At 44.7% G+C, this 19,307-nt stretch carries 13 protein-coding genes and 3 pseudogenes; 8 read left to right on the top strand and 8 right to left on the bottom strand.

All coding sequences use genetic code 11. From position 1 onward, the window contains the following. Window positions 1-560: 560 nt before the first annotated feature. The 5 genes and pseudogenes from APT89_RS00725 (at window position 561) to APT89_RS24300 (ending at window position 8,892) form a co-directional block, all read left to right on the top strand. Window positions 561-4,412, top strand: coding sequence for a hypothetical protein (locus APT89_RS00725; protein WP_060571593.1), 3,852 nt, complete (start codon window positions 561-563; stop codon window positions 4,410-4,412). 230 nt (window positions 4,413-4,642) lie between these two features. Further along, window positions 4,643-4,926: pseudogene (locus APT89_RS24495) on the top strand (type II toxin-antitoxin system RelE/ParE family toxin). Between the two features lie 45 nt (window positions 4,927-4,971). After that, window positions 4,972-5,205 (top strand): annotated as a pseudogene (gene nadS, locus APT89_RS00735) (NadS family protein); the annotation flags it as partial. 1,134 nt (window positions 5,206-6,339) lie between these two features. Beyond that, complete coding sequence (locus tag APT89_RS00740; RefSeq protein WP_060571595.1) at window positions 6,340-7,230, top strand: SIR2 family protein; 891 nt, start codon at window positions 6,340-6,342, stop codon at window positions 7,228-7,230. A 798-nt stretch (window positions 7,231-8,028) separates the two neighbouring features. Then, window positions 8,029-8,892, top strand: coding sequence for a DUF6602 domain-containing protein (locus APT89_RS24300; protein ID WP_131728580.1), 864 nt, complete (start codon window positions 8,029-8,031; stop codon window positions 8,890-8,892). A 293-nt stretch (window positions 8,893-9,185) separates the two neighbouring features. Here APT89_RS24300 and APT89_RS00750 read toward each other — a convergent pair whose 3' ends face one another. The 3 genes from APT89_RS00750 to APT89_RS00760 form a co-directional block, all read right to left on the bottom strand. Next, on the bottom strand, window positions 9,186-9,560 hold the full coding sequence (locus APT89_RS00750; protein ID WP_048216548.1) for a CDI toxin immunity protein: 375 nt from the start codon (window positions 9,558-9,560) through the stop codon (window positions 9,186-9,188). Between the two features lie 144 nt (window positions 9,561-9,704). Beyond that, complete coding sequence (locus APT89_RS00755; RefSeq protein WP_060571596.1) at window positions 9,705-10,046, bottom strand: hypothetical protein; 342 nt, start codon at window positions 10,044-10,046, stop codon at window positions 9,705-9,707. Between the two features lie 192 nt (window positions 10,047-10,238). Beyond that, on the bottom strand, window positions 10,239-10,853 hold the full coding sequence (locus APT89_RS00760; RefSeq protein ID WP_060571865.1) for a recombinase family protein: 615 nt from the start codon (window positions 10,851-10,853) through the stop codon (window positions 10,239-10,241). Between the two features lie 315 nt (window positions 10,854-11,168). On the opposite strand from APT89_RS00760, the gene APT89_RS00765 reads away from it, so the two are divergent. Both APT89_RS00765 and APT89_RS00770 read left to right on the top strand, forming a co-directional pair. Next, window positions 11,169-12,272, top strand: a complete 1,104-nt coding sequence (locus tag APT89_RS00765) for a hypothetical protein (protein ID WP_192841518.1) — start codon at window positions 11,169-11,171, stop codon at window positions 12,270-12,272. After that, the gene (locus APT89_RS00770; protein ID WP_060571597.1) at window positions 12,269-13,216 is read left to right on the top strand and encodes a hypothetical protein; all 948 of its coding nucleotides are present in this window, start codon (window positions 12,269-12,271) and stop codon (window positions 13,214-13,216) included. The genes APT89_RS00765 and APT89_RS00770 overlap by 4 nt, the downstream gene beginning before the upstream one ends. Window positions 13,217-13,567: 351 nt before the next feature. On the opposite strand, the gene APT89_RS00775 is transcribed toward APT89_RS00770, so the two are convergent. The 4 genes from APT89_RS00775 to APT89_RS00795 all read right to left on the bottom strand — a co-directional run bounded on the left by APT89_RS00775 (window position 13,568) and on the right by APT89_RS00795 (window position 17,445). Next, complete coding sequence (locus APT89_RS00775; RefSeq protein ID WP_060571598.1) at window positions 13,568-14,164, bottom strand: hypothetical protein; 597 nt, start codon at window positions 14,162-14,164, stop codon at window positions 13,568-13,570. Then, window positions 14,148-14,516, bottom strand: coding sequence for a hypothetical protein (locus APT89_RS00780; RefSeq protein ID WP_060571599.1), 369 nt, complete (start codon window positions 14,514-14,516; stop codon window positions 14,148-14,150). Before APT89_RS00780 ends, APT89_RS00775 begins: the two co-directional genes overlap by 17 nt. Then, complete coding sequence (locus APT89_RS00785) at window positions 14,506-15,270, bottom strand: lysozyme inhibitor LprI family protein (RefSeq protein ID WP_192841519.1); 765 nt, start codon at window positions 15,268-15,270, stop codon at window positions 14,506-14,508. Before APT89_RS00785 ends, APT89_RS00780 begins: the two co-directional genes overlap by 11 nt. Before the next feature lie 258 nt (window positions 15,271-15,528). Then, window positions 15,529-17,445: a recombinase family protein gene (locus APT89_RS00795; RefSeq protein WP_060571600.1), complete on the bottom strand. Its 1,917-nt coding sequence runs from the start codon at window positions 17,443-17,445 to the stop codon at window positions 15,529-15,531. Window positions 17,446-17,672: 227 nt separating this feature from the next. On the opposite strand from APT89_RS00795, the pseudogene APT89_RS23760 reads away from it, so the two are divergent. Continuing rightward, window positions 17,673-18,820, top strand: a pseudogene (locus tag APT89_RS23760) (IS3 family transposase). 89 nt (window positions 18,821-18,909) lie between these two features. Here APT89_RS23760 and APT89_RS23035 read toward each other — a convergent pair. Then, window positions 18,910-19,203, bottom strand: a complete 294-nt coding sequence (locus APT89_RS23035; protein ID WP_082632935.1) for a DUF4354 family protein — start codon at window positions 19,201-19,203, stop codon at window positions 18,910-18,912. Window positions 19,204-19,307 lie beyond the last annotated feature (104 nt).

A 19,307-nucleotide genomic window follows, 5' to 3' on the forward strand; every position in this document is an offset into this window, starting at 1 on the left:
TGCGACTATTTGGCTACGAGCTCAACTGCTAGCCTCCGCTCCTCGTTCACCGCAGACCTTCAGTCCAGTGAACTTGTCCGCTCTGTGCCAAAAGCGGACGATTCAGAAGCCAGCTCTTAATAAAAGCTGACGCATTATCGAACCGGATAACCATGCGTAAAGGCTGTGGATGGCCATATCGAGATGTGTTTCAGCGCTGGAAACAGAATGACAGCAATCAACAACCTGTATGACTGCTGCGATTTTAAACTCTTCGGTATAACGCTAACCACTCATGGTAACCTCTCTTTAAGTCATCTTAATTGACTCTGAGGTATCTGTTAAACCCGTGGCGATTCAGCTGGCTGTCATCGGCCCTGACTGGAGTCGTCTGGAAGAATAAATTGCACAAATCAGTGATGGCCTCCCGGAACAACGCAAAAGGCACGGTATCCAAACCAGAGAAGACTCGCGCCTGGCTTATGCTAACGGGCGGCTAGTCCGGGACAATCTGGCTCAGATTGCATAATATCCTGAACAACGGATGTAAATCATTTGACTGTTTCTCAGGACGATGCGCTATGGCGATCTTTGATATCGAAAAAGATGAATTACTCGGACTTTCGGATACTCTTCTCGAAGAGTTAATTGCTCGCCTTTCTGAGGCCGACGTGGCGGCCTGCGGTCACAGCCCGGCGCGGGTGCGCTGGGCAGGATCGATCAATGCACCTGATGGGGGAGTGGATGTCCACGTGCAGCTGCCGGTCGAACAATTCATCTCCGGATATATAGAACGACCGGATACCGTCTTCCAGGCCAAAAAGCATAAGATGCGAAGGGCAGATATTCTGCGAGAGATGGCACCTTCTGGCGTCCTTTCTTCCATGGTATCCGTACAGGCCGCAAAGGGGGGAAGCTATATCATTGTCAGTCTGGACGAGGACTGCTCCCCCTCCATGCTTGCCGAACGCGTCAGAGCGATGCAGGAGGCTGTCAGGCACGATCCCTGTCATGCAGATCTTCATCTGGCCTTCTATGATCGCGCTAAACTCGCGCAGTGGATACGTCAATATCCGTCGGTGATGCTCTGGGTGAACAGAATACTGGGGCGGGGATATTCCGGCTGGCAGCCCTATGGCGCATGGAGTTGCCCTCCTGAGGGGGCGGACGATACCCTGATTACCGCCTCCGGTATCAGGATCTCACTTCCGTCGGAGCAAGCTCGCCCCATGAGTATTCAGGATGCCATCGGGCCGATACGCCAGCTTATCCGGACCACCCGGAAAGCCGTGCGTGTTACCGGTTTATCGGGCGTGGGTAAAACGAGGATCGTTCAGGCCTTGTTTGAGAGATCCATCGGTACTGATGCCCTGGACCGCACCCTGGCGGTGTATGCCGATACCGGTGACGATCCGAACCCTTCTGCCGCAGCCATGCTGGAACGCCTCATCGCTGACCAGCGCAGCGCAATAATGGTTCTCGATAACTGCCCGCCTGAAATTCATGCCTCCCTCGCGGCAAAAGTCACCTCTCACGGAAGCATGATCAAACTTATCACCGTTGAGTATGATATTCGGGAAGACAAACCCCAGACCACTGAGGTGATCCACATCGAGGCGGTAGGGCCGGACGTTGCGGAAAAACTTCTGCTGCGCCGTTTCCCCGGTATCGGACAGTTTAACGCCCGTCGGATCGCGCAATTCGCTGACGGGAATGCCAGAGTCTCACTGGCTATCGCCGAGAGAGTGGAGGACGGGGAGTCGCTGGCCGTTCTGTCTGATGCACAACTCTTCAACCGGCTTTTTGAACAGCGCCACGGACCGGACGAGGGATTACGGGAGCAGGCCGAACTCCTTTCGCTGGTCTACTCATTTTCGAGTGACGTTTCTGAAGCCAGCGACAGTGAGCTGGGGATCCTGGGCTCGCTCGCGGGTTATTCATATCACCAGCTCTACCGGACGCTTAACAAGCTGACCTATCGCCACATTCTTCAGGCCAGGTCGCACTGGCGGGCCATCTTACCGCATGCTATTGCGAACAGGCTGGCCGCCTCGGCGCTGGACAGCTTTCCGGTCGCGTGTCTCAGGTCTGCCTTTGAAGCGCCGGGACGCGAGCGCCTGCTTATGTCCTTTGCTCACCGGCTGGGGCTTTTACACGATCATCCGGTGGCAAAGGCGATTTCTGCCGCGTGGCTTCAGTCGGAAGGGGTGTTGGGTAATCTGCTGGGCTTAGGGGATGAGCCGGTTCGTATGCTGGAGTACATTGCGCCGGTGGTGCCGGACGTTCTGCTTAACAGGATTGACGCGGTCCTCAGGATCTCAGACTTTAAAAGCCGGGAGAGACATTACGATCCGCGCTGGAGCACTATCCTCAATCTTTTGCAGGTTCTTGCGTGGGAGGCATCATACTTTGACCGTTGCGCCAGCCTTCTTCTGCACATCGCCGATAACGAAACGGATAAACCTGGTCAGCAGAATGCACGGGAGATACTGACTCTGTTCTGTCAGCCCTACCTGTCGGGTACACACGCGTCTCTTGAACAGCGGATTACGCTTCTGGAAAAATGTCTCTCATCAGGTATGCCACAGCGTCGGGCGCTTGGACTGAGAATGCTTTCTGCCGGACTTAGCGGTTCGACGTGGACAGGCTCGGGGATCTGTGAGTTTGGTGCCCGCCCGAGGGATTACGGGGCAGAACCAGACTATGAGGCGTTGATAACGTGGCGACGTGCGTTCATTGCGATTGCCGTTCGCGCAGGAAACGACAGCGAGAATCATCTTGCCAGCGGTGCACGGACTATTCTGGCAAATTCACTCAGCGGCCTGTGGAGCGACAAGAAGATGGGCTCCGTGCTGGTTGATGCCGCCCGTGCACTGCATGCCCGTCTTCCCTGGGGAGAGGGCTGGAAGGCGATTCGGACCCGACTGCACTTTCTGCGAAAGGATCCTCAGGTCTCGCACCTGTTGCTGGACACGCTTGATGCACTTGAAAAGGAGCTCAGGCCGAATGATTTGCTTTCTGGCATACGGCTTTATGTCCTGAGCAAAGGCCAGCACAACTGGGTGCTTGATGACGAATTTAACCGACATGGCCATGACCGATACGCTGAGGCAGAGCAGCGACTGACGGCCAGAGCAGAGCAACTGGGGCGTGAGTTTGCCGCATCAAGGCTTTGTCTTTCTGATCTGAGACCTAATCTGTTTTCTTCTGAGTGGATGCCTTACCGGCGCGCATTCGGGCAGGGGCTGGCTCAGGGCGCTGTGGATCCTCGTGAGCACTGGCATTTACTTTTAAGCGAGCTGGACCAGGACACTACTGAAAATAAGGATTTTTCGGTATTTCTGGGCTTTATCGACGGTGTGGATCGTATTAATGAACCCCTGGTCCATGAGTTTCTGGATCAGTGCGCAGTGCATCCATCACTGAGTCGGGTCCTGGTTAAAATTCATCCTCAGCGCGATTTTACCGAAACGGATTTGAATCGATGCATGTCGCTTCTGGATAAACCGGATATCCGCCCGTTTATGTTTGACACCTTTTTGTGGGATAAAAAATGCCGGCATCTGCCAGCCTCTCGGGTGCTCGAACTGGCCGAACGACTCTTAGTCCTGCAAAGCGGCGAGGAAGTGGTCCTGAATGGGCTCGGTATGAGGCTACATGGCAAAAAGACGTCAGAGGACATGCCTGGTCCCGAACTTCTTCACATCGGTCTCAGGGCGGCCATTCAGGTTTTACAGAAAGAGACTGACCTCCGGGGTAACCTCGTTGATGACTTTATGGAATCGGTCGTGGCGGCGGCACTGCAGTCAGATGATCGCGACGGGCTCAAACATCAGTGGCTGGATGCTGTCTTCTCTGCGATTGATAGGCACTACGGCTTTATGCATGATTATCGTAAAACAATACAGACAACCGTGGAACTTATCCCTGAAGCGTTTCTCTCCCGTCTCTTTACCGGTTCTGAAGACCTAAGGGTTATGCGCTTGTTCTTTATGCGAGGAAGCCTTGGGGATACTCCGCTGCTTTCAGGCGTTGACATCGAAACCCTCATTAACTGGTGCTCCTGCAGTGACGATCCGGGCTTGTGGGCATCTGTACCGCAGGGATTAGAACTCTGGGTAAGTGTTTCTGACTCAAGCGGGACGGTCTTACATAAAAATGCAGTCAAGTTACTTGAGGCGGCACCTGACCCTTCCGTGGTCCTGGAATCTTTTGCTGACTTAACGAGTCCGACAAGTAGTATTGGACGTACTGGCCATATTGCAAATATATTGCAGGCACGGGCTGACGCTTTCGGTGAACTCATCCACCACCAGCGGGCTGATATTTCAAAGGCTGCAAGAGACATCCATGAAAGCTTAATGCTTATGATAGAGCATCAACGGGATCGGGAACAGCTTGAAGATCGTAAAGGTGAACAGCGATTTGAGTGAAGACATTTAATCGGCGTCCGCAGACCGGCACGGCGTTTCACGCTTCAGAATCATGTGTTTTAAAGAATGTGGTGTTTTCCATCAGCCCTAGTCCGGGTAAACGGCGAGGTAGCCGCAGTTCGCCAGCAGTGCCTCGCCAGATATCCTGATGCAAAAACCCTTAATGATGATGGCGGAACTTCGGGACCTGGCAACAGTCGCTTACCGGGACAGATGAAAAACCTACAAGAATGTTGCGTAAGGATCTCATGGATGATGATGAATTCCGGGAGTTGCAGACATATTTGCTGGAAGCTCATGAGCGTGGAGACACAATCAGTCATACCGGGGGATGCAGAAAGATCCGCTGGAGTCGCCCGGGAATGGGCAAGCGGGGTGGGGTAAGGGTTATTTCTACCTTAGCCTTGCCAGCGGCAGGTTATACCTGTTGCTGATATATCCAAAGAACGCTAAAGACGATCTTAGCGAGAATGAAAAAGCTGCGATGAAGGCACTAATGCAGCAACTGAAATAGTCGTAACCCTGCGATGGCAGGCCTCTCCGTAACGAGGATAAATTTATGGAAAAGAAACTTTTTGACGCCTTGATCAACAGCATGGAGGAAATGGTGGCCATAGAAAGCGGTCAGATCCAGCCTGCCGCTGAAAATGTTCACCGTCACCCCCTGCCGGACGTGAAGGCTATCCGCAAACATGCGGGGATGAAGCAGGCAGAATTTGCTGAGGTTGTGGGGACCAGTGTCGATTTGATTCGTAGCTGGGACCAACAGCGGCGCGTACCCTCGGGTATTGCATAAAAAATGCTGTGGCTTATTGAGCGTGAGCCCGCTCTGCTTAATGTACTTCGTGGTATTCGCGTTTAATTTTTCGCTAGCGAATCATTCAGGCAGGTGCACACCGATTTTTTCAGATGGACACATGGTTTGCTTTACAAAGAGCACATATGCAGGGAGTGATGGGGCTGTTTCCGAAACATAGCTGTTTAAAGTGCGCCATGTTTTACACCCGCGCTGCCTCCAGGGCAAACGGTATGGTTGTTGGTAAGGGAAGCTGCCTTTGCAAGCGCGTCCAATACAGATGCGATTGTTTCAGTGGTCGATTTGTATAGCTATAGTGAAACCAACATAAAATTTTGCTATACCTATTCGCTACCTATGTGAAAAACCCACTGACTAGTAGGATGCGTATTGTTAACCCGGGACAAATCCTTGCCCGGAAAGAGCTGCAATTTATAGTCTTGTGGGTTTCTATTGGTAGCAAAGAGGCCCGTCTTGCTCGATGTCATCGAGTGTATAGCCATAATAGATGATAAATTAGGACGGTTCTGGAGTCGTCATAATTGTGTTCACATATGGGCTATTGATATAGATTAAGCCATCCTGAATAGCACCCTAACTGCAGAAGTGCCGTAGAGTGGAGCACGTGAAATTTTCATGAAAAAAACGCCTACATATGAAGAATATCTGAACCATACAGGACTCCATTATCATAAACTCTGGAAAGCAACGGGAGACTCTTGGATCTGCCCAGGATGTGGACGCAGCAAATTTCAGATCATGAGATGGACCCTCCGGTTCCCGAATACGCCTGACGCCTTTATGGATTGGGTTGCCGCATTGCACAAACATCACGACCATTCTAATGATTACATGAACTTAGGAGAGCCTCGGTTTCCTGAAACACTAATTTGTGGTCAGTGTAATTCTGCGGATGGAACAGTAAAAAGAAAGCTAAAACTGCCGAGGAAATTCTCTTTCTCTCCTCAGGAGATGCGGATGTTCATCGAGGCGACACCACACGGAAAACATAAAATTAATTACGAACGAGCACTTGAACTCTTCACTCGACAAAGGAGCAACAATGATCGTGAATGAGTTTAGCACAAAAAATCAACAATATATTTTACGAGTTAAAATCAAATGGTACATATGACAAACACTCTTTTTTTTGGTAATGGAATAAACAGACTTTCTGAAAATCACGTCACCTGGAGTAATTTACTCGATAACATAAAAGGTATCAATAAGTTCGAAAGCGGCCAGTTGCCAAACACTATGGTGTATGAGCGAATCTATCTAGAAAAACATGCGCCAGATAGAAGCGAAAAAAAAGATGAGCTTGAAATAAAAAATGTTATAGCTAACGAACTACGAGAGCAAGGATCAAATGATGTTCTTGAGGAGTTAGCATCGCTACCTTTTAAGCATTATCTTACTACTAATTATGATTACGCCTTAGAAAAGGCGCTTGATATTTCGCCAGTAAAGCTAAGTTCAGAGGAAATTTATAGCTTGAGAAGAAAACGAATGTATGAATCACAGAATAATTCAAAATTCCTGTGGAATATACATGGTGAAATAGACAACCCCAAATCTATTATGCTTGGTTTAGATCATTATTGTGGTTCAGTGAGCAAAATCGATGCTTATGTTAAAGGCAACTACTCACATAAAGTTAATGGCGCTGACGTTTCTGTTAAACCGATGTTAGAAAAACTTAGAGATGCTTCATTTTGTCACACATCATGGGTGGATCTATTTTTCTCAAGCAATGTACACATTATCGGCTTTTCATTAGACTATAGCGAGACTGACATATGGTGGGTGCTAAATAAGCGAGCCCGTTTTTCATCTGAAGCAACAATTAATAACAAAATATATTTTTACACTCATACTATCAGTGATGAAAAAAAAGGACTGCTTGAGGCATTCGGTGTTGAGGTTATTACAATTGATGTGATTGATGATAACTTTGAGGGTATGTATTGGTCTGCTATAAAGAAAATAAAAAATAACCTCAATCGAGATACAGAAAACTGACTTAACGTATTGTATTGAAAGGAACTAAATAAGGAAATATTCACTTATAGCAAAAATAACATAGCGCGCCTGACCTGTTCTCCGTTGATTGACACACGGCGATGTTATCGACATCCATGGCGACCTAATTATGAATGTCTTCTGGACGCTCATTACTGAACTGACGATGCGTATCTGCAAAGTTAGGTGTTGTTATCTCAAAACGTTCAGAGCCTACTGGTGCGACAGGCACCGGTTAGACAACACGGTATGGCGGATTAAGCCGCCCTGAGGCGGCTTGTCATTATTTGCGCGGCTTCCCGGCATCCGAGCGTTTTTCTCGAACTCTACCATCATTGTTACGATCACGGGGCTGCGTACCACCGCCGGGTTTAGGAACAACTACGCCTGGATTAAGAGGTCTTCTGTCCGCCATATATCTGTTTCCTTAAAGAATGGCAAAGTTGCCGTCTCTTTTGATACGCCTGGTGTCGTTACCTTTCAATCATTATGGGATGATATGTTGCGCAGCATCAACTTTTCCCTCACTCCACTCATAGCGAACATTCCACATATGTCCATCCGCTTTGTGCCAGAAGCTGATGTTCTAACTCTATACTGTGTCAATCTAAGGGGAGAAGGTCAATATTATTAATAAAGGCAAAACCATCTAAGTTATGTCTGGGGATTTATATTTTATACGAATCAATTTGAATGATTATTGCTTTCGTATCCCACTCTTTGTATAGTCACATTGAGTGAAATGGACGATTTATAATTTGATATTATTAACCACTTTTTTGAAAGGAGTAACACACTGTGGAAAAAAATAGCAAAGGTCTAAGAGTTCGTAATTTTTTTGATATTGAAGCTAAAGAAATCATGGAAAGATATCGTGTGATAGAAACTTTATTGCCTAATACAAATTCCAAAGGCGCTTATCACCGAGGTGAGGAAGGACGTTATATTGAATCCTTGTTAAGATCGTTTCTTAATAGCCATCTTCCCTCTAATCTAAAAGCCATGTCTGGATTTATTCTTAGCCCCTCAACTAAAACAGGAATAGAGGATAATACTCGTGTTGAAAACTTTCCAGATCGTCATTCAAGGCAATTAGATATTATAGTGTATGATGTTGCCAATTATCCAATCTATGAAAGATTTGAAGAATTCTGTATTGTCCCACCTGAAGGTGTTGTGAGTATAATATCCGTAAAAAAGAAATTAAAGACAAATGACATTCACCATGAGGTTAAAGCATTAAGAGATGCTGCCACCTTATGCTCTGGAAATAAAAAAAGAACGCCTCACACAGCTATTTTTTCTTTTGATAGTGACATCAAAACATTGAGAGGTCTCAATGCGAAAATATTCTCAAGCATTTCAAAGGAGAATGGAGGGTCTTTTTCCACTCTTATTAACGAAGTTATAGTTGCAAATAAGACTTGTATATTTAAACTTAGAAAGGACAACACGACTGTAGAAGGTCATGCTCAATATGTGGGTGTGGATTGTACAAAAAGACCTCATATCACGTTGCAGAGAATACTTCAAAGCATATTATCGGTTCACTATGATACCTCTAGAGGTAGTACAATTAATAGACCAGGATTTGTATCTTTCGAAAAAAATACATTTGCCGATTCTCCCAAAATTGGTACAATTCCATATGATTATGACTAGGTAAAAGTACTTATATTTACAAACACCAGTTACTTAAGTTGTCTTTTTGCAATATAATTTAATTTAGCACGAAGACATAATTAAAATCATCATACCTGACTAGTCCTGGTTTGTAATTAGGTGGCCAGCTCTCTATGTCTCAAGGCATTTTGTTATAAGTATGCATTGCGAACCCCGCGGCTCGCTCACAGCGGAACTTTTGCTCAGTCAGTTAGTCCGCTCCATAGCAGGAGCGGACGTGGAGAACAACAGTCTTAGTTGAGCAACGGGGAGCTGGTTAGCATTTTTACTCATCACTTTCGCAGACCAACCCTTATAAGATCATGAGGGAATAAAGGCTTAATCATTATCTTATCGTTAAAAATAAATAGTTTAGGTGACAGGGCGATGACATCGTAGATATTATCGACAATGAGTTGTAGATGGGTTCTGAACACGGGCACATTCGCATCATCCGCTACGACAAATACAGTTTCATTGCCTAAGTCGCTCACGTTAAACATCTCATGACTAGGTTCATAATCGCTAAAGTCCATTTCCGACCATTTGAGATCACCGCTATACCATGGATATTGAAGAAAAATATCCATTACCGCACTCAAATCATCCCCTTCCATAACATTAAAATCTGTCTTGAGAAGGTCCTTACATTCCTCAAACAATGTCATGTCCATTCCCTTTAGGCTTTATAGCTGAATATTCTTATCATATCCTCCCTGGATGATTGTTTAAAGGAATTAGGAACGTCCTCTGATCGCTCAAAGCAGACCTGAGGACCAGGCAGCCTAGCCTCTGCGAGCCAACAGCAGACGTTAAGCGTTAGTTGACGGATCATAATCCCACTGCGATTCGTCACTGTAAATCGTACCATCATCATCCATTACTTGGGCATTAAGGTGTCTTGCGATCCGTAACATTTTTCTGTATAGGTATGTATCGGGCCATGTGGTATAAATATTACCTGCGCTCCAGTCAAGCCATGGTTCTTCGTACAAAGAGTGCCCTAACCACAAGGCGTTGTAATCGCCGTTTATAATATATCTGCTTAATTCATTATCGTTATTTATGTAGTTAAGCCATTCATCAGCGGTTATCTGCGCATCCTCATTATCTGCCCAAAATTCGGCTCTCGTTATGTGCAATTCAACACCCATAGCATCTCCTTAACGCTGGTATAGACTTCAAAAACTAGCATAGTGATTTATTAAAACCGAGGTGATTAACACTACAGAGTCTATTGACTTGAACGATATGTCTGCTCTTCGCTCAGAGCGGACAGTCAGATTTGATTGTACTCTTTCTGCGGTAACTGTCAGTTCGAGTCCGAGCTGATACACTTATTTGAACTAGCTTACCAATTCCTTTTTGATCCTGTAGAACGTTGCACGACTTATATCAGCAGCTTTCATTATGTGGGCTGGTTTAACGTTCTGTGCCAACATTTCGCGTACCACTTCACGGGCTTGCATATCCTTTTCTTTCCCCGTATACAAACCTGCCTGTTTTGCTTTCGCGATCCCCTGTGCCTGGCGTTTACGACGGGTTTCATAATCTTGTCGTGCCATTGTTGCGAGGATATCGATCAGCATGGCATTGACTGCTCTCAGAATGCCGTTGGTAAGGTTGTTACCGGACATTTCAACTATCTGCCAACTGGTCGGTAAGTCAATTGATACAATAACCAGTCCTTTACTGTTCAGCGTAGCTTTGAGTTCAGCCCATTCTTCATGGTGAAGACGACTGAGACGGTCAATCGCTTCAATTAGAAGCAAATCGCCAGGCTGTGCTTCCGCAAGTAGGCGCATCAGTTCCATACGCTCCAGCTTCGCACCACTTGCATTCTCAATGTATTCTCCGGCAATCAACCAGTTTTTGCTTCGCGCAAATTCGCGCAGGCTAACTAATGCACGATCAGCATGTTGGCCTTCAGTAGATGCGCGACAGTAGATACGGACATTCATTATGGATTCTCTTTTAAATATCAATTTAATACCCATATGATACATCACATTGTTTTGTTGTCAATAGAGTTAAATTAAACCCTATTGAGACTTTATGTCATGGTCTTTATCAGGTATACCCAAAAGAGATATCTTATCAGCAATTTCCCTTGCGGATATTTGGGGGCTTGATGGTACAAAACAGGGTAGTCAAAAAATCTAGGCTAAATTCATTCTCCAATCGCGCCCCTAAATGGGCTTCCTTGTAAGTGTTGTTGCGCATCATCATTGTTCAGGTGTAATTTTAGGTAACCTCCTAAAAACACAGAACATCAAATGATGAAACGCCTCGTAAGAAATCCTGGAAAATTTGAAGCTCTGGAAGTATTTACAGCATTTAGCCGTGAACATGACTACAAACTAAAATCACCAGAGGACACTGAAAAATTTCTTGAACAGTTTGGCGAATCGCTCAAAGCTTCACAGGAAAATCAGATACTACTTCACGGGAAACGCATGGAAGCGTGTTTTGGTCAAGTTGCCGCCGGACTACAAGGGTGTCGCCTGATAAAAATTGAAGACACTGGTGACGTCATTTCTGATGATGCTGATATTTTACTACCTGACTATAGACTCGTCCTGAAGGACGGTCGGCAGATATTCGTTGAGGTGAAAAATACTAGTGTCCCAAACCCAACATCAACATACCTACTGAGAAAGGACTACGTAGCAAAACTACAACGCTATAGTGAGCTAAATGGTGTTCCATTGTATTTTGCAATCTATTACCGTTGTCTCAGGATGTGGACATTGCTGCCTGTGAATTCATTTATTGAACTGAAACACAAGTACGAAACAACACCGATACATTCACTTGCAAACAATGAAATGGCGATGCTCGGTGACGTGAACGTCGGGACTAAGCCCCCTCTTGTTTTCGAACTGGTAGCTGACAATAGTAAAGATGCCTCTGTCGATGAAGAAAATCGTGCAAGTTTCATTTGCGGTGACGTGAAGATGTACTGTGCCGAGAAAGAGATTGAAGATCACGATGAGAAGAATATTGCTTTCTACCTGATGCGGTTTGGTCGCTGGGAATGTGGCGAACCAGAGGGAGAAATGGATGAAAACGGGAAACTTCACAGCGTGCGCTTCACGTTTAACCCTGAATCATTAGAGGACTTTGAACGCAACGGTTTTGCCATGTTTGGTAGCCTCAGTTCGATGATAACTGAAGCATACAACGAGCATACCGTATATGAGCAAGAAGTGACTGCTATAACTCCGAAAGCTGACCCTGACGTATTCTCTGTTGAGATTCCCAAGGATTACAAAGGTAAGGCTCTTGGTTTGTGGTGTTTCATTATGCAAGCAAATCCTGATTTCAAAATAGGGTCTGAGGAGAAAATGCATTACAAGTACACGGTGGATAAATCATGACATTCACTGACTGGCTAATTCTAAACCAGCACACCAGCGATATATCTAAAGCCATTGAGTCATTACGACCAACAACAGATTATGTGAAAGATTACATCTTCCCTGTTACGATGGCATTTGCTTCAGCCTTTCTGGGAGGGGTGTCAGCGGTCTATATCAACAAAAGACAAGAGCAACAAAAAATCGCTAGAGATAATCTGATTACTTCCATACAAGCTGTAGCGCTAGCACAAGATTGCTTGAGTAACCTAGTTGCCATCAAAACCAATTACCTTAAGATAGACAGTGATGAGCCACTTGTAAGGGCTGGTGCTTTTACAACGATAATCACAAAGTTTGATGATGTAACATTTAGTACAAACAGCTTGTATTTTATACGTCCAATACCGACCGCGAACAAAAAACTGTATGAGTCAGTCGTATGGAAAATTAAGCATCGTATTTTACGAATGAAGATTAGAACCCCGTCATCTGAAGAGCTAAGGGGAACCTGGCGAAACAGTGTCAGAGTAGGGGCTATGTTCGGAAACTACAACGAGGCAATGGGTTTACTCAGATACAGAAACGAGTTGAACGAACAAGTTAAAGATAAGATTTCGATGTATGGTGACATTCTGACGCTCGAACATGTCCAACAGACGCTTGGAAAAAAACTTTGTGGGGGCTTCATTGACATCACTGAAACCTCTATCGCGCTGATAGATCATGTAATCGTTGAACTTTATCACTTTCTTTCTGAGTTTCCTGCTATCGCAGAAAGCAACATTGAGTTAAGTCGAGTCAGGGAATGGGGAGGTGTGCCGACTTATGAGAACAAACAAGCGGCGTTTTTGAAGTGTATAGAACCAATTAAGAAACCAGACTTTAAAAAGTTCTTTGCTTACACAGGGATGTCAGAGCAGGAAGCGCGGGACAAGTACACGTTCAAGTCATGGTTTGACTAATAGAGAAGCGTAATCTTAGTGTTAAGTATGACTCTCGTGACACAAAATGTCCCGTAAACTTGTTCCAGTTACATTGCTGTAGATGTGCAAGAAACTTGTTAATGGTTAGTCAGATCAGAAGCAAATACACACCTACTACAAATGAGATACAGAATGGGATACATTGTGGGCAACAACCCGCATTCCACCGCCCCTGGTGCCTGATGAAATGGGATACAAAGCTGACTTATCGGTCGGGTATACTTTTTTATCGAATCCTAAACAGCAGAACATGTATTGATTAAATAACTTAATCCGTTGGCAAGTAATGCAGGGGGGATTCGCCCCTGCATTTGAAAATCCTATAGAACGTTACTTATGGCAAATTTCCCGGTCATAGACTCCACCATTTACAGCCAGCATTTGCCTTTTCTTCTTTGAAATCATACCCGTCATGATTTGCGAGCCATCTAAAAAAATACCTTCAAATGTTCCAGGGCGTGCATTCCTTCCGGCAATAATCACAGTATCTCCCACGTTTAACGCAGAAACTTTATCGTTATCATAATCCGTATTTTCGAAAATGAATTTTAATCCTTCATTCGAATCAGGGACATATAACGTTACTAACGGTTTTTTGCTGAAAGTAGCTGTACCGATGCTTTTAATTTTACCAATCACCATCAAACGACACTTCTTGAAATCATTCGTTGCCCTGAATTCGTGTTCTTTAAACCGCGCATAAACCTCCCCGGTAGTATACGCCCTTGGAAGTATATCGATTATTGATGGTTTGGATGGTTGTTGTTTTTGTTGAAAATAAGTTGAGCCTTCGTTTGATACCTGTATTGATTCGGATGTACTGGCTTGGCATGGTGTTATTAATAATCCGTTCAACACATAAAGCCCGAAGGAGATGGCGACAGTTGCAATCGATTTTTTAAAGTGACGTTTAGAGTGTGCTCTCATTTTGCTTTTCCATAACTTCTATCTTAACAATATGTTCCCCATTGCGGTATATTTTCACGTTGTCAGTTGGGGACTTAACTGCATTACGGATCTCATTCATTGTATCGTTAGATAACATACCGCAGCCTTCCATATACATAACCTTACGGGTATTGGTATCTGATGTATTAGTGAAGCAGCTGCTTATCCATGAAACAGGTATTTCGACTCCATGTATCAGCTTCATATATTCAACGATAAACGTATCTGTCAAGTGAAAATGTCCAACCATGTATTTCCCGTTATAGGTTTGACTAGAAGACGAAGTTATCCAGTCGTTTTTTAAAACCAAAGTCAGTGCATTATTTTTCATTTTCAGACTCTAGTTCAAGAATACGGTTATTCGTCATGTCGGTAAGACATTTCTGTTCATTATTGCAACCGGATTTTTGCTTTATCCATTCTCTTTGGGAAGGGAGTAATCGTTTTCTAGTTTCAGGGCTAAGGTTTTTCCAGACCGAATTTAGTTTCTCATCGCTTGCTTTATAACTGTGTGTATCGGCATTTGAGGTTACTGCATTGTTTTTGGTGGCTTCGCGGTTGTTATTATAGAAAATGGGGGCGCGAACTCCCTGAGCGTAGTCTTTAGCTGCTTTGTCCCACACACCTTGACCATTGGCAGTCAGTATTTTTCTGAACTCTGTAGTGTTGAAACTGTAACTGCGGATCTCGCCATTGAAATCTAGTTTCACGTTGACGGTGGTTGACTTCGCAATGCCAGTCAAGAAATCCCCAGCTTCTGAACCAAGTGAACAGACTAATTCCTTCGTATCGTCGTTATTCTTTGGGCGTAGTCCGTGCATCGTGAATCTGCCGTTATCAGTTGTAGCAGTGATATCTACCAGCGGCACGATCGAAGATGATTGCTTTGTTATCGCGAAGCATATTCCCTTCAGATTTACATCCCTGTCCATTCCGAGAAACATCAGGGCGTTTTTGTCGTTGCTGGCGACACCTGCTGATTTCGCCTCTGGCAAGAAATAGACGGTACTGGAGGCGGCGGTTATAGCTGAAATGAGAACAACGCCTGATGCCATGATTTTTAACGTTTTTATAAGGGTAGTCATTCTGGATACCTTCTTTCTATTGCACTCCATCGGGGGCAGATCACCATCCCGTGAGTCTTGCTAGTGAGAAACACTACTCGAAGAATCATGATCTTACATTGATCTATAAAATCTATCAATAAAGTAAAATTGATCTATAAAAACGATCGATTGAGGTGTGTATAATTCCGAGATTGCTTTGATGTAACGGAAACGGAGACATGGCTATTGGGGGCGTTGGTAGGCTTCCCCTTGATAGGTATGCAAGGGGAGAGTGATTTACTGTAACAGTTTTTCTAAGTCTTCCAGCGAGTTAATCTCGTATTTAATACCGTTGACAGTTACATACGATTTACTTGTAGTGCTAGCTACCTTGATAGCCAATCCATTACCTTCGTTTTGGTTTACACCATCCTCCAGCTTGGTTATAAACGTCGGGTTTAGAATGCTGACTTCATGCTTGTCCTTAATATGCTGTGCAAATTTTTCAGGTGAAATCAGTTCATCAATAAAGGAGTGCAACACAAGTCCTTGCATTTTTAGTAAGTCATGATCATTTACTGTCTGTGCTTCTACATACGAAACACCAGGTGATCGGTTTCGATTGAACTTAATCACGATTCTCTGTTTTGTCTCGTCGGCGAAGGTTACTTCAAAATGACCATACCGCCCATCAATGTCATAGCAATCAATACGTTTGATAGCTTGCTTTATCTTCAGCCTAATTCGCTTACGATCAGGGTTTTTAGTGTCATGAACATCGAAATTTCGGAATTGATCCCAGCCAGTAGTTTGAATTTCTGAGCGGCTGATTTTGTACTGTTGATATTCTCGCTCAAGCGTTATTTTTTTCTGTTTATTGGCATTAATCTGATCTGCCAATTCTTCGAGGTCATCTATCAAAGTTGCCAGCTTTAGCAGCTTTTTAACAGTTTCAGATGCCTTTTCAATCTCAGATTCGTACCAAGCCGTTTTATCTTCTTGGTGGTTGTTCCAGACGTGATCAGCGATTAGTTGCAAAACAGTGTGCTCAAGCTGGTATGACGTAAAACCTTTTTTACCGCAAGGTTTACCCTGAACGATTTTTGAACCACATATATAACGGTACTTGTTTTCACTTGAACCAGATTTGAACATGAAAGAACCACATTTTCCGCAAAAAAGAATACCGATACCTGAGAGTAGCGGGATTTCTGGTTCAGGATTACCTGCTGGATATTTTGATGAATTACGAGTAATGGCGCGGTGTCGATCTAATTTCGAAAGTGTCAAGTAGTCCACCTCCGACATAAGAGCAGGGTAGTAATCAGGGATAATGAATGTTTCTTTTAACGGCTCATCTGATTCGGAATCGTATATGATGACACCTGATTCATCGCGTTTATCCAGCGTAAAGGTTTTTTGTCCGTGAACAGTGGGGTTCAAAAATGTCCTGATCAAATGTTTACCCCATTGTTCAGTTTTGGGTGTCAGCGCTTGACCTGTCTGGTCTTTATAAACCCTCTTTTTAGGGGCAGGGTAATGTTCGTTAAGATATCGTTGGATTCCAAGAAGAGTTTCACCGTTTTGTTTAAGTTCGATAATCTTCTGAGCTGCGGTAAAATATAGAGGATGTGGAGTAACGTATCCTGATTTTGTATCTACCCACCAAACATTCTGACCGACGGATTCTATTGCTTTTGCTGGTGTTCCCGATTCTCTTGTCAGGTTGTGTCGTATCAACGAACGGGCCTGGGCTTCAACTCGATTCTTTTTTGTCAACGACTCGTCGTGGGCGCGTGTGAACATCAACAATGAAATGATTAAATCGGTTGGATTATTCTTTACGTCCGCGTACTTATAGACCTTTTCATCCATGCCAGTAACAACGACTATCCCCCTGCTAAGTATGTTCTTGAATATATCCAAAGCGCTCCAGGCATCATCACGACTAATGCGGTCAAGATTTTCGACGACTAACCACGAGCCAACGGGAACCTTAGCCCCAATCTGCTTGATGAACTCCGATAACTTCCCTTCATGAGCATTTTTTCCTTTGAACGCAGACATGCCGAGATCGTGGAAAGCCGTTGTATCAAGTTCGAGATTATAACGGGCCGCAATTTTTAGAGCGGTATCTTGCTGACGCTCCAGGGAGTTACCTTCCCGTTGTTTCATAGATGAAAAACGCACGTACGAATACAGCTTGGGTTTCATTGAGTGTGATTCCCTTCGGATGGTATTGATTGATCAGATAGACCTGATGCTAACAGCAGGAATGTGAATTTTAAACAGTGAATAATTATATGTTAGGCAAGCCTGCAAATGTAAGGTGTGTTCGGTTATCTAACGATAATTTATGTAAGATTTTTGGATCCAACTGAATCGCCACGGCTTTAACAGACACCTCCGAGTCATTTAAGATGGCTTAAAGAGAGGTGCCCATGAGCGGTAAGCGTTATCCCGAAGAGTTTAAAATTGAAGCAGTCAAACAGGTTGTAGGTCGCGGTTATTCAGTTGCCAGCGTTGCAACACGTCTCGATATCACCACCCACAGCCTTTACGCCTGGATAAAGAAGTACGGTCCGGACTCATCCACTAATAAAGAACAGTCAGATGCTCAGGCCGAAATCCGCCGGCTCCAGAAGGAGCTGAAGCGGGTTACCGACGAACGGGACATATTAAAAAAAGCCGCGGCGTACTTCGCAAAGCTGTCCGACGGAGGTACGCCTTTATCCGTGACAACAGCAGTTGCTGGCCTGTTCGTCTGCTCTGTCGGATGCTGGATGTTCATCCCAGTGGCTTTTACGCCTGGCTTCAGCAGCCGCATTCTAAGCGCCACCAGGTAGATCTGAGACTGACGAGACAGATTAAACAGTTCTGGCTGGAGTCCGGTTGCGTTTATGGTTATTGCAAGATCCATGTGGACTTGCGGGATAGCGGGCAACAGTGCGTAGTGAACAGAGTCTGGTGACTGATGATGCGTGTCGGGATAAAGGCCCAGGTCGGGTACCGGAGCCCGCGGGCACACAAAGGCGAGGCCAGTATCGTGTCGCCCAACAAGCTCCAGCGACAGTTCAATCCGGATGCTACGGATGAGCGTTGAGTAACGGACATAACCTACATCAGGACTCACGAGGGCTGGCTGTATCTGGCCGTGGTTGTTGACCTGTTCTCACGCAAAATTATCGGCTAGTCAATGCAATCCCGGATGACAAAGGACATTGTCCTGAACGCACTGCTGATGGCTGTATGGCGGCGTAATCCGCAAAGAAAGGTGCTGGTCCACTCGGACCAGGGCAGTCAGTATACAAGCCATGAGTGGCAGTCATTCCTCAAATCACACGGCCTGGAAGGGAGTATGAGCCGTCGCGGTAACTGTCACGATAACGCGGTTGCAGAAAGCTTTTTCCAGTTACTGAAACGAGAGCGCATAAAGAAAAAGATCTACGGAACGCGGGAAGAAGCCCGCAGCGATATTTTTGATTACATCGAAATGTTTTATAACAGTAAGCGTCGGCATGGTTCGAGCAATCAGATGTCACCGACAGAATATGAAAATCAGTATTATCAACGGCTCGGAAGTGTCTAGATTATCCGTGGCGATTCAATTCTTACAAGCAATGCTTTATGAATATGTTCTTCATCCGATGAAAATGAAACTACTCCTCTAATTGATTTTCAAAAAATAAGAACACCAGTGCTTAACACTTCGTCAACTGAATCAAGGTCATATTGGTTTTGATCCGTTGTATAAGCTTTAGAGCAGTGTTCAGATAAATCTATAGAGTCCTTACTGAGCTGTGTAACTATCAATTCAAAACTTTTTATAAATAAATGTTTATCTCCTACTGTTATAGCCCATCGGGACTTTTCAGTTGCATGAATAGCAACAGAGTCTAAGTTATTGGCTTGAATAGGCAAGCTGACCATGGATAATATATTTATAAATAGAAATGCATATAATTTCATCATTCTATTTAAGCATATAGTGATAGTGGGTTATGTACTGTTCTTGTTATTTTTATAGTACAAGTTCATAGTTAAACTAAAGTTAAATAGAATACTTCTTGCAAAAA

It is taken from the genome of Enterobacter sp. 50588862, from assembly GCF_001462935.1.
Lineage (GTDB): Bacteria > Pseudomonadota > Gammaproteobacteria > Enterobacterales > Enterobacteriaceae > Enterobacter > Enterobacter bugandensis.

Excerpts from the sequence above, each read along its gene's own strand:
- APT89_RS00725 (WP_060571593.1), top strand. The coding sequence starts at position 561 with ATGGCGATCTTTGATATCGAAAAAGATGAATTACTCGGACTTTCGGAT.
- APT89_RS00740 (WP_060571595.1), top strand. The coding sequence starts at position 6,340 with ATGACAAACACTCTTTTTTTTGGTAATGGAATAAACAGACTTTCTGAA.
- APT89_RS00750 (WP_048216548.1), bottom strand. The coding sequence starts at position 9,560 with ATGACATTGTTTGAGGAATGTAAGGACCTTCTCAAGACAGATTTTAAT.
- APT89_RS00755 (WP_060571596.1), bottom strand. The coding sequence starts at position 10,046 with ATGGGTGTTGAATTGCACATAACGAGAGCCGAATTTTGGGCAGATAAT.
- APT89_RS00760 (WP_060571865.1), bottom strand. The coding sequence starts at position 10,853 with ATGAATGTCCGTATCTACTGTCGCGCATCTACTGAAGGCCAACATGCT.
- APT89_RS00765 (WP_192841518.1), top strand. The coding sequence starts at position 11,169 with ATGATGAAACGCCTCGTAAGAAATCCTGGAAAATTTGAAGCTCTGGAA.
- APT89_RS00770 (WP_060571597.1), top strand. The coding sequence starts at position 12,269 with ATGACATTCACTGACTGGCTAATTCTAAACCAGCACACCAGCGATATA.
- APT89_RS00775 (WP_060571598.1), bottom strand. The coding sequence starts at position 14,164 with ATGAGAGCACACTCTAAACGTCACTTTAAAAAATCGATTGCAACTGTC.
- APT89_RS00780 (WP_060571599.1), bottom strand. The coding sequence starts at position 14,516 with ATGAAAAATAATGCACTGACTTTGGTTTTAAAAAACGACTGGATAACT.
- APT89_RS00785 (WP_192841519.1), bottom strand. The coding sequence starts at position 15,270 with ATGACTACCCTTATAAAAACGTTAAAAATCATGGCATCAGGCGTTGTT.
- APT89_RS00795 (WP_060571600.1), bottom strand. The coding sequence starts at position 17,445 with ATGAAACCCAAGCTGTATTCGTACGTGCGTTTTTCATCTATGAAACAA.
- APT89_RS23035 (WP_082632935.1), bottom strand. The coding sequence starts at position 19,203 with ATGATGAAATTATATGCATTTCTATTTATAAATATATTATCCATGGTC.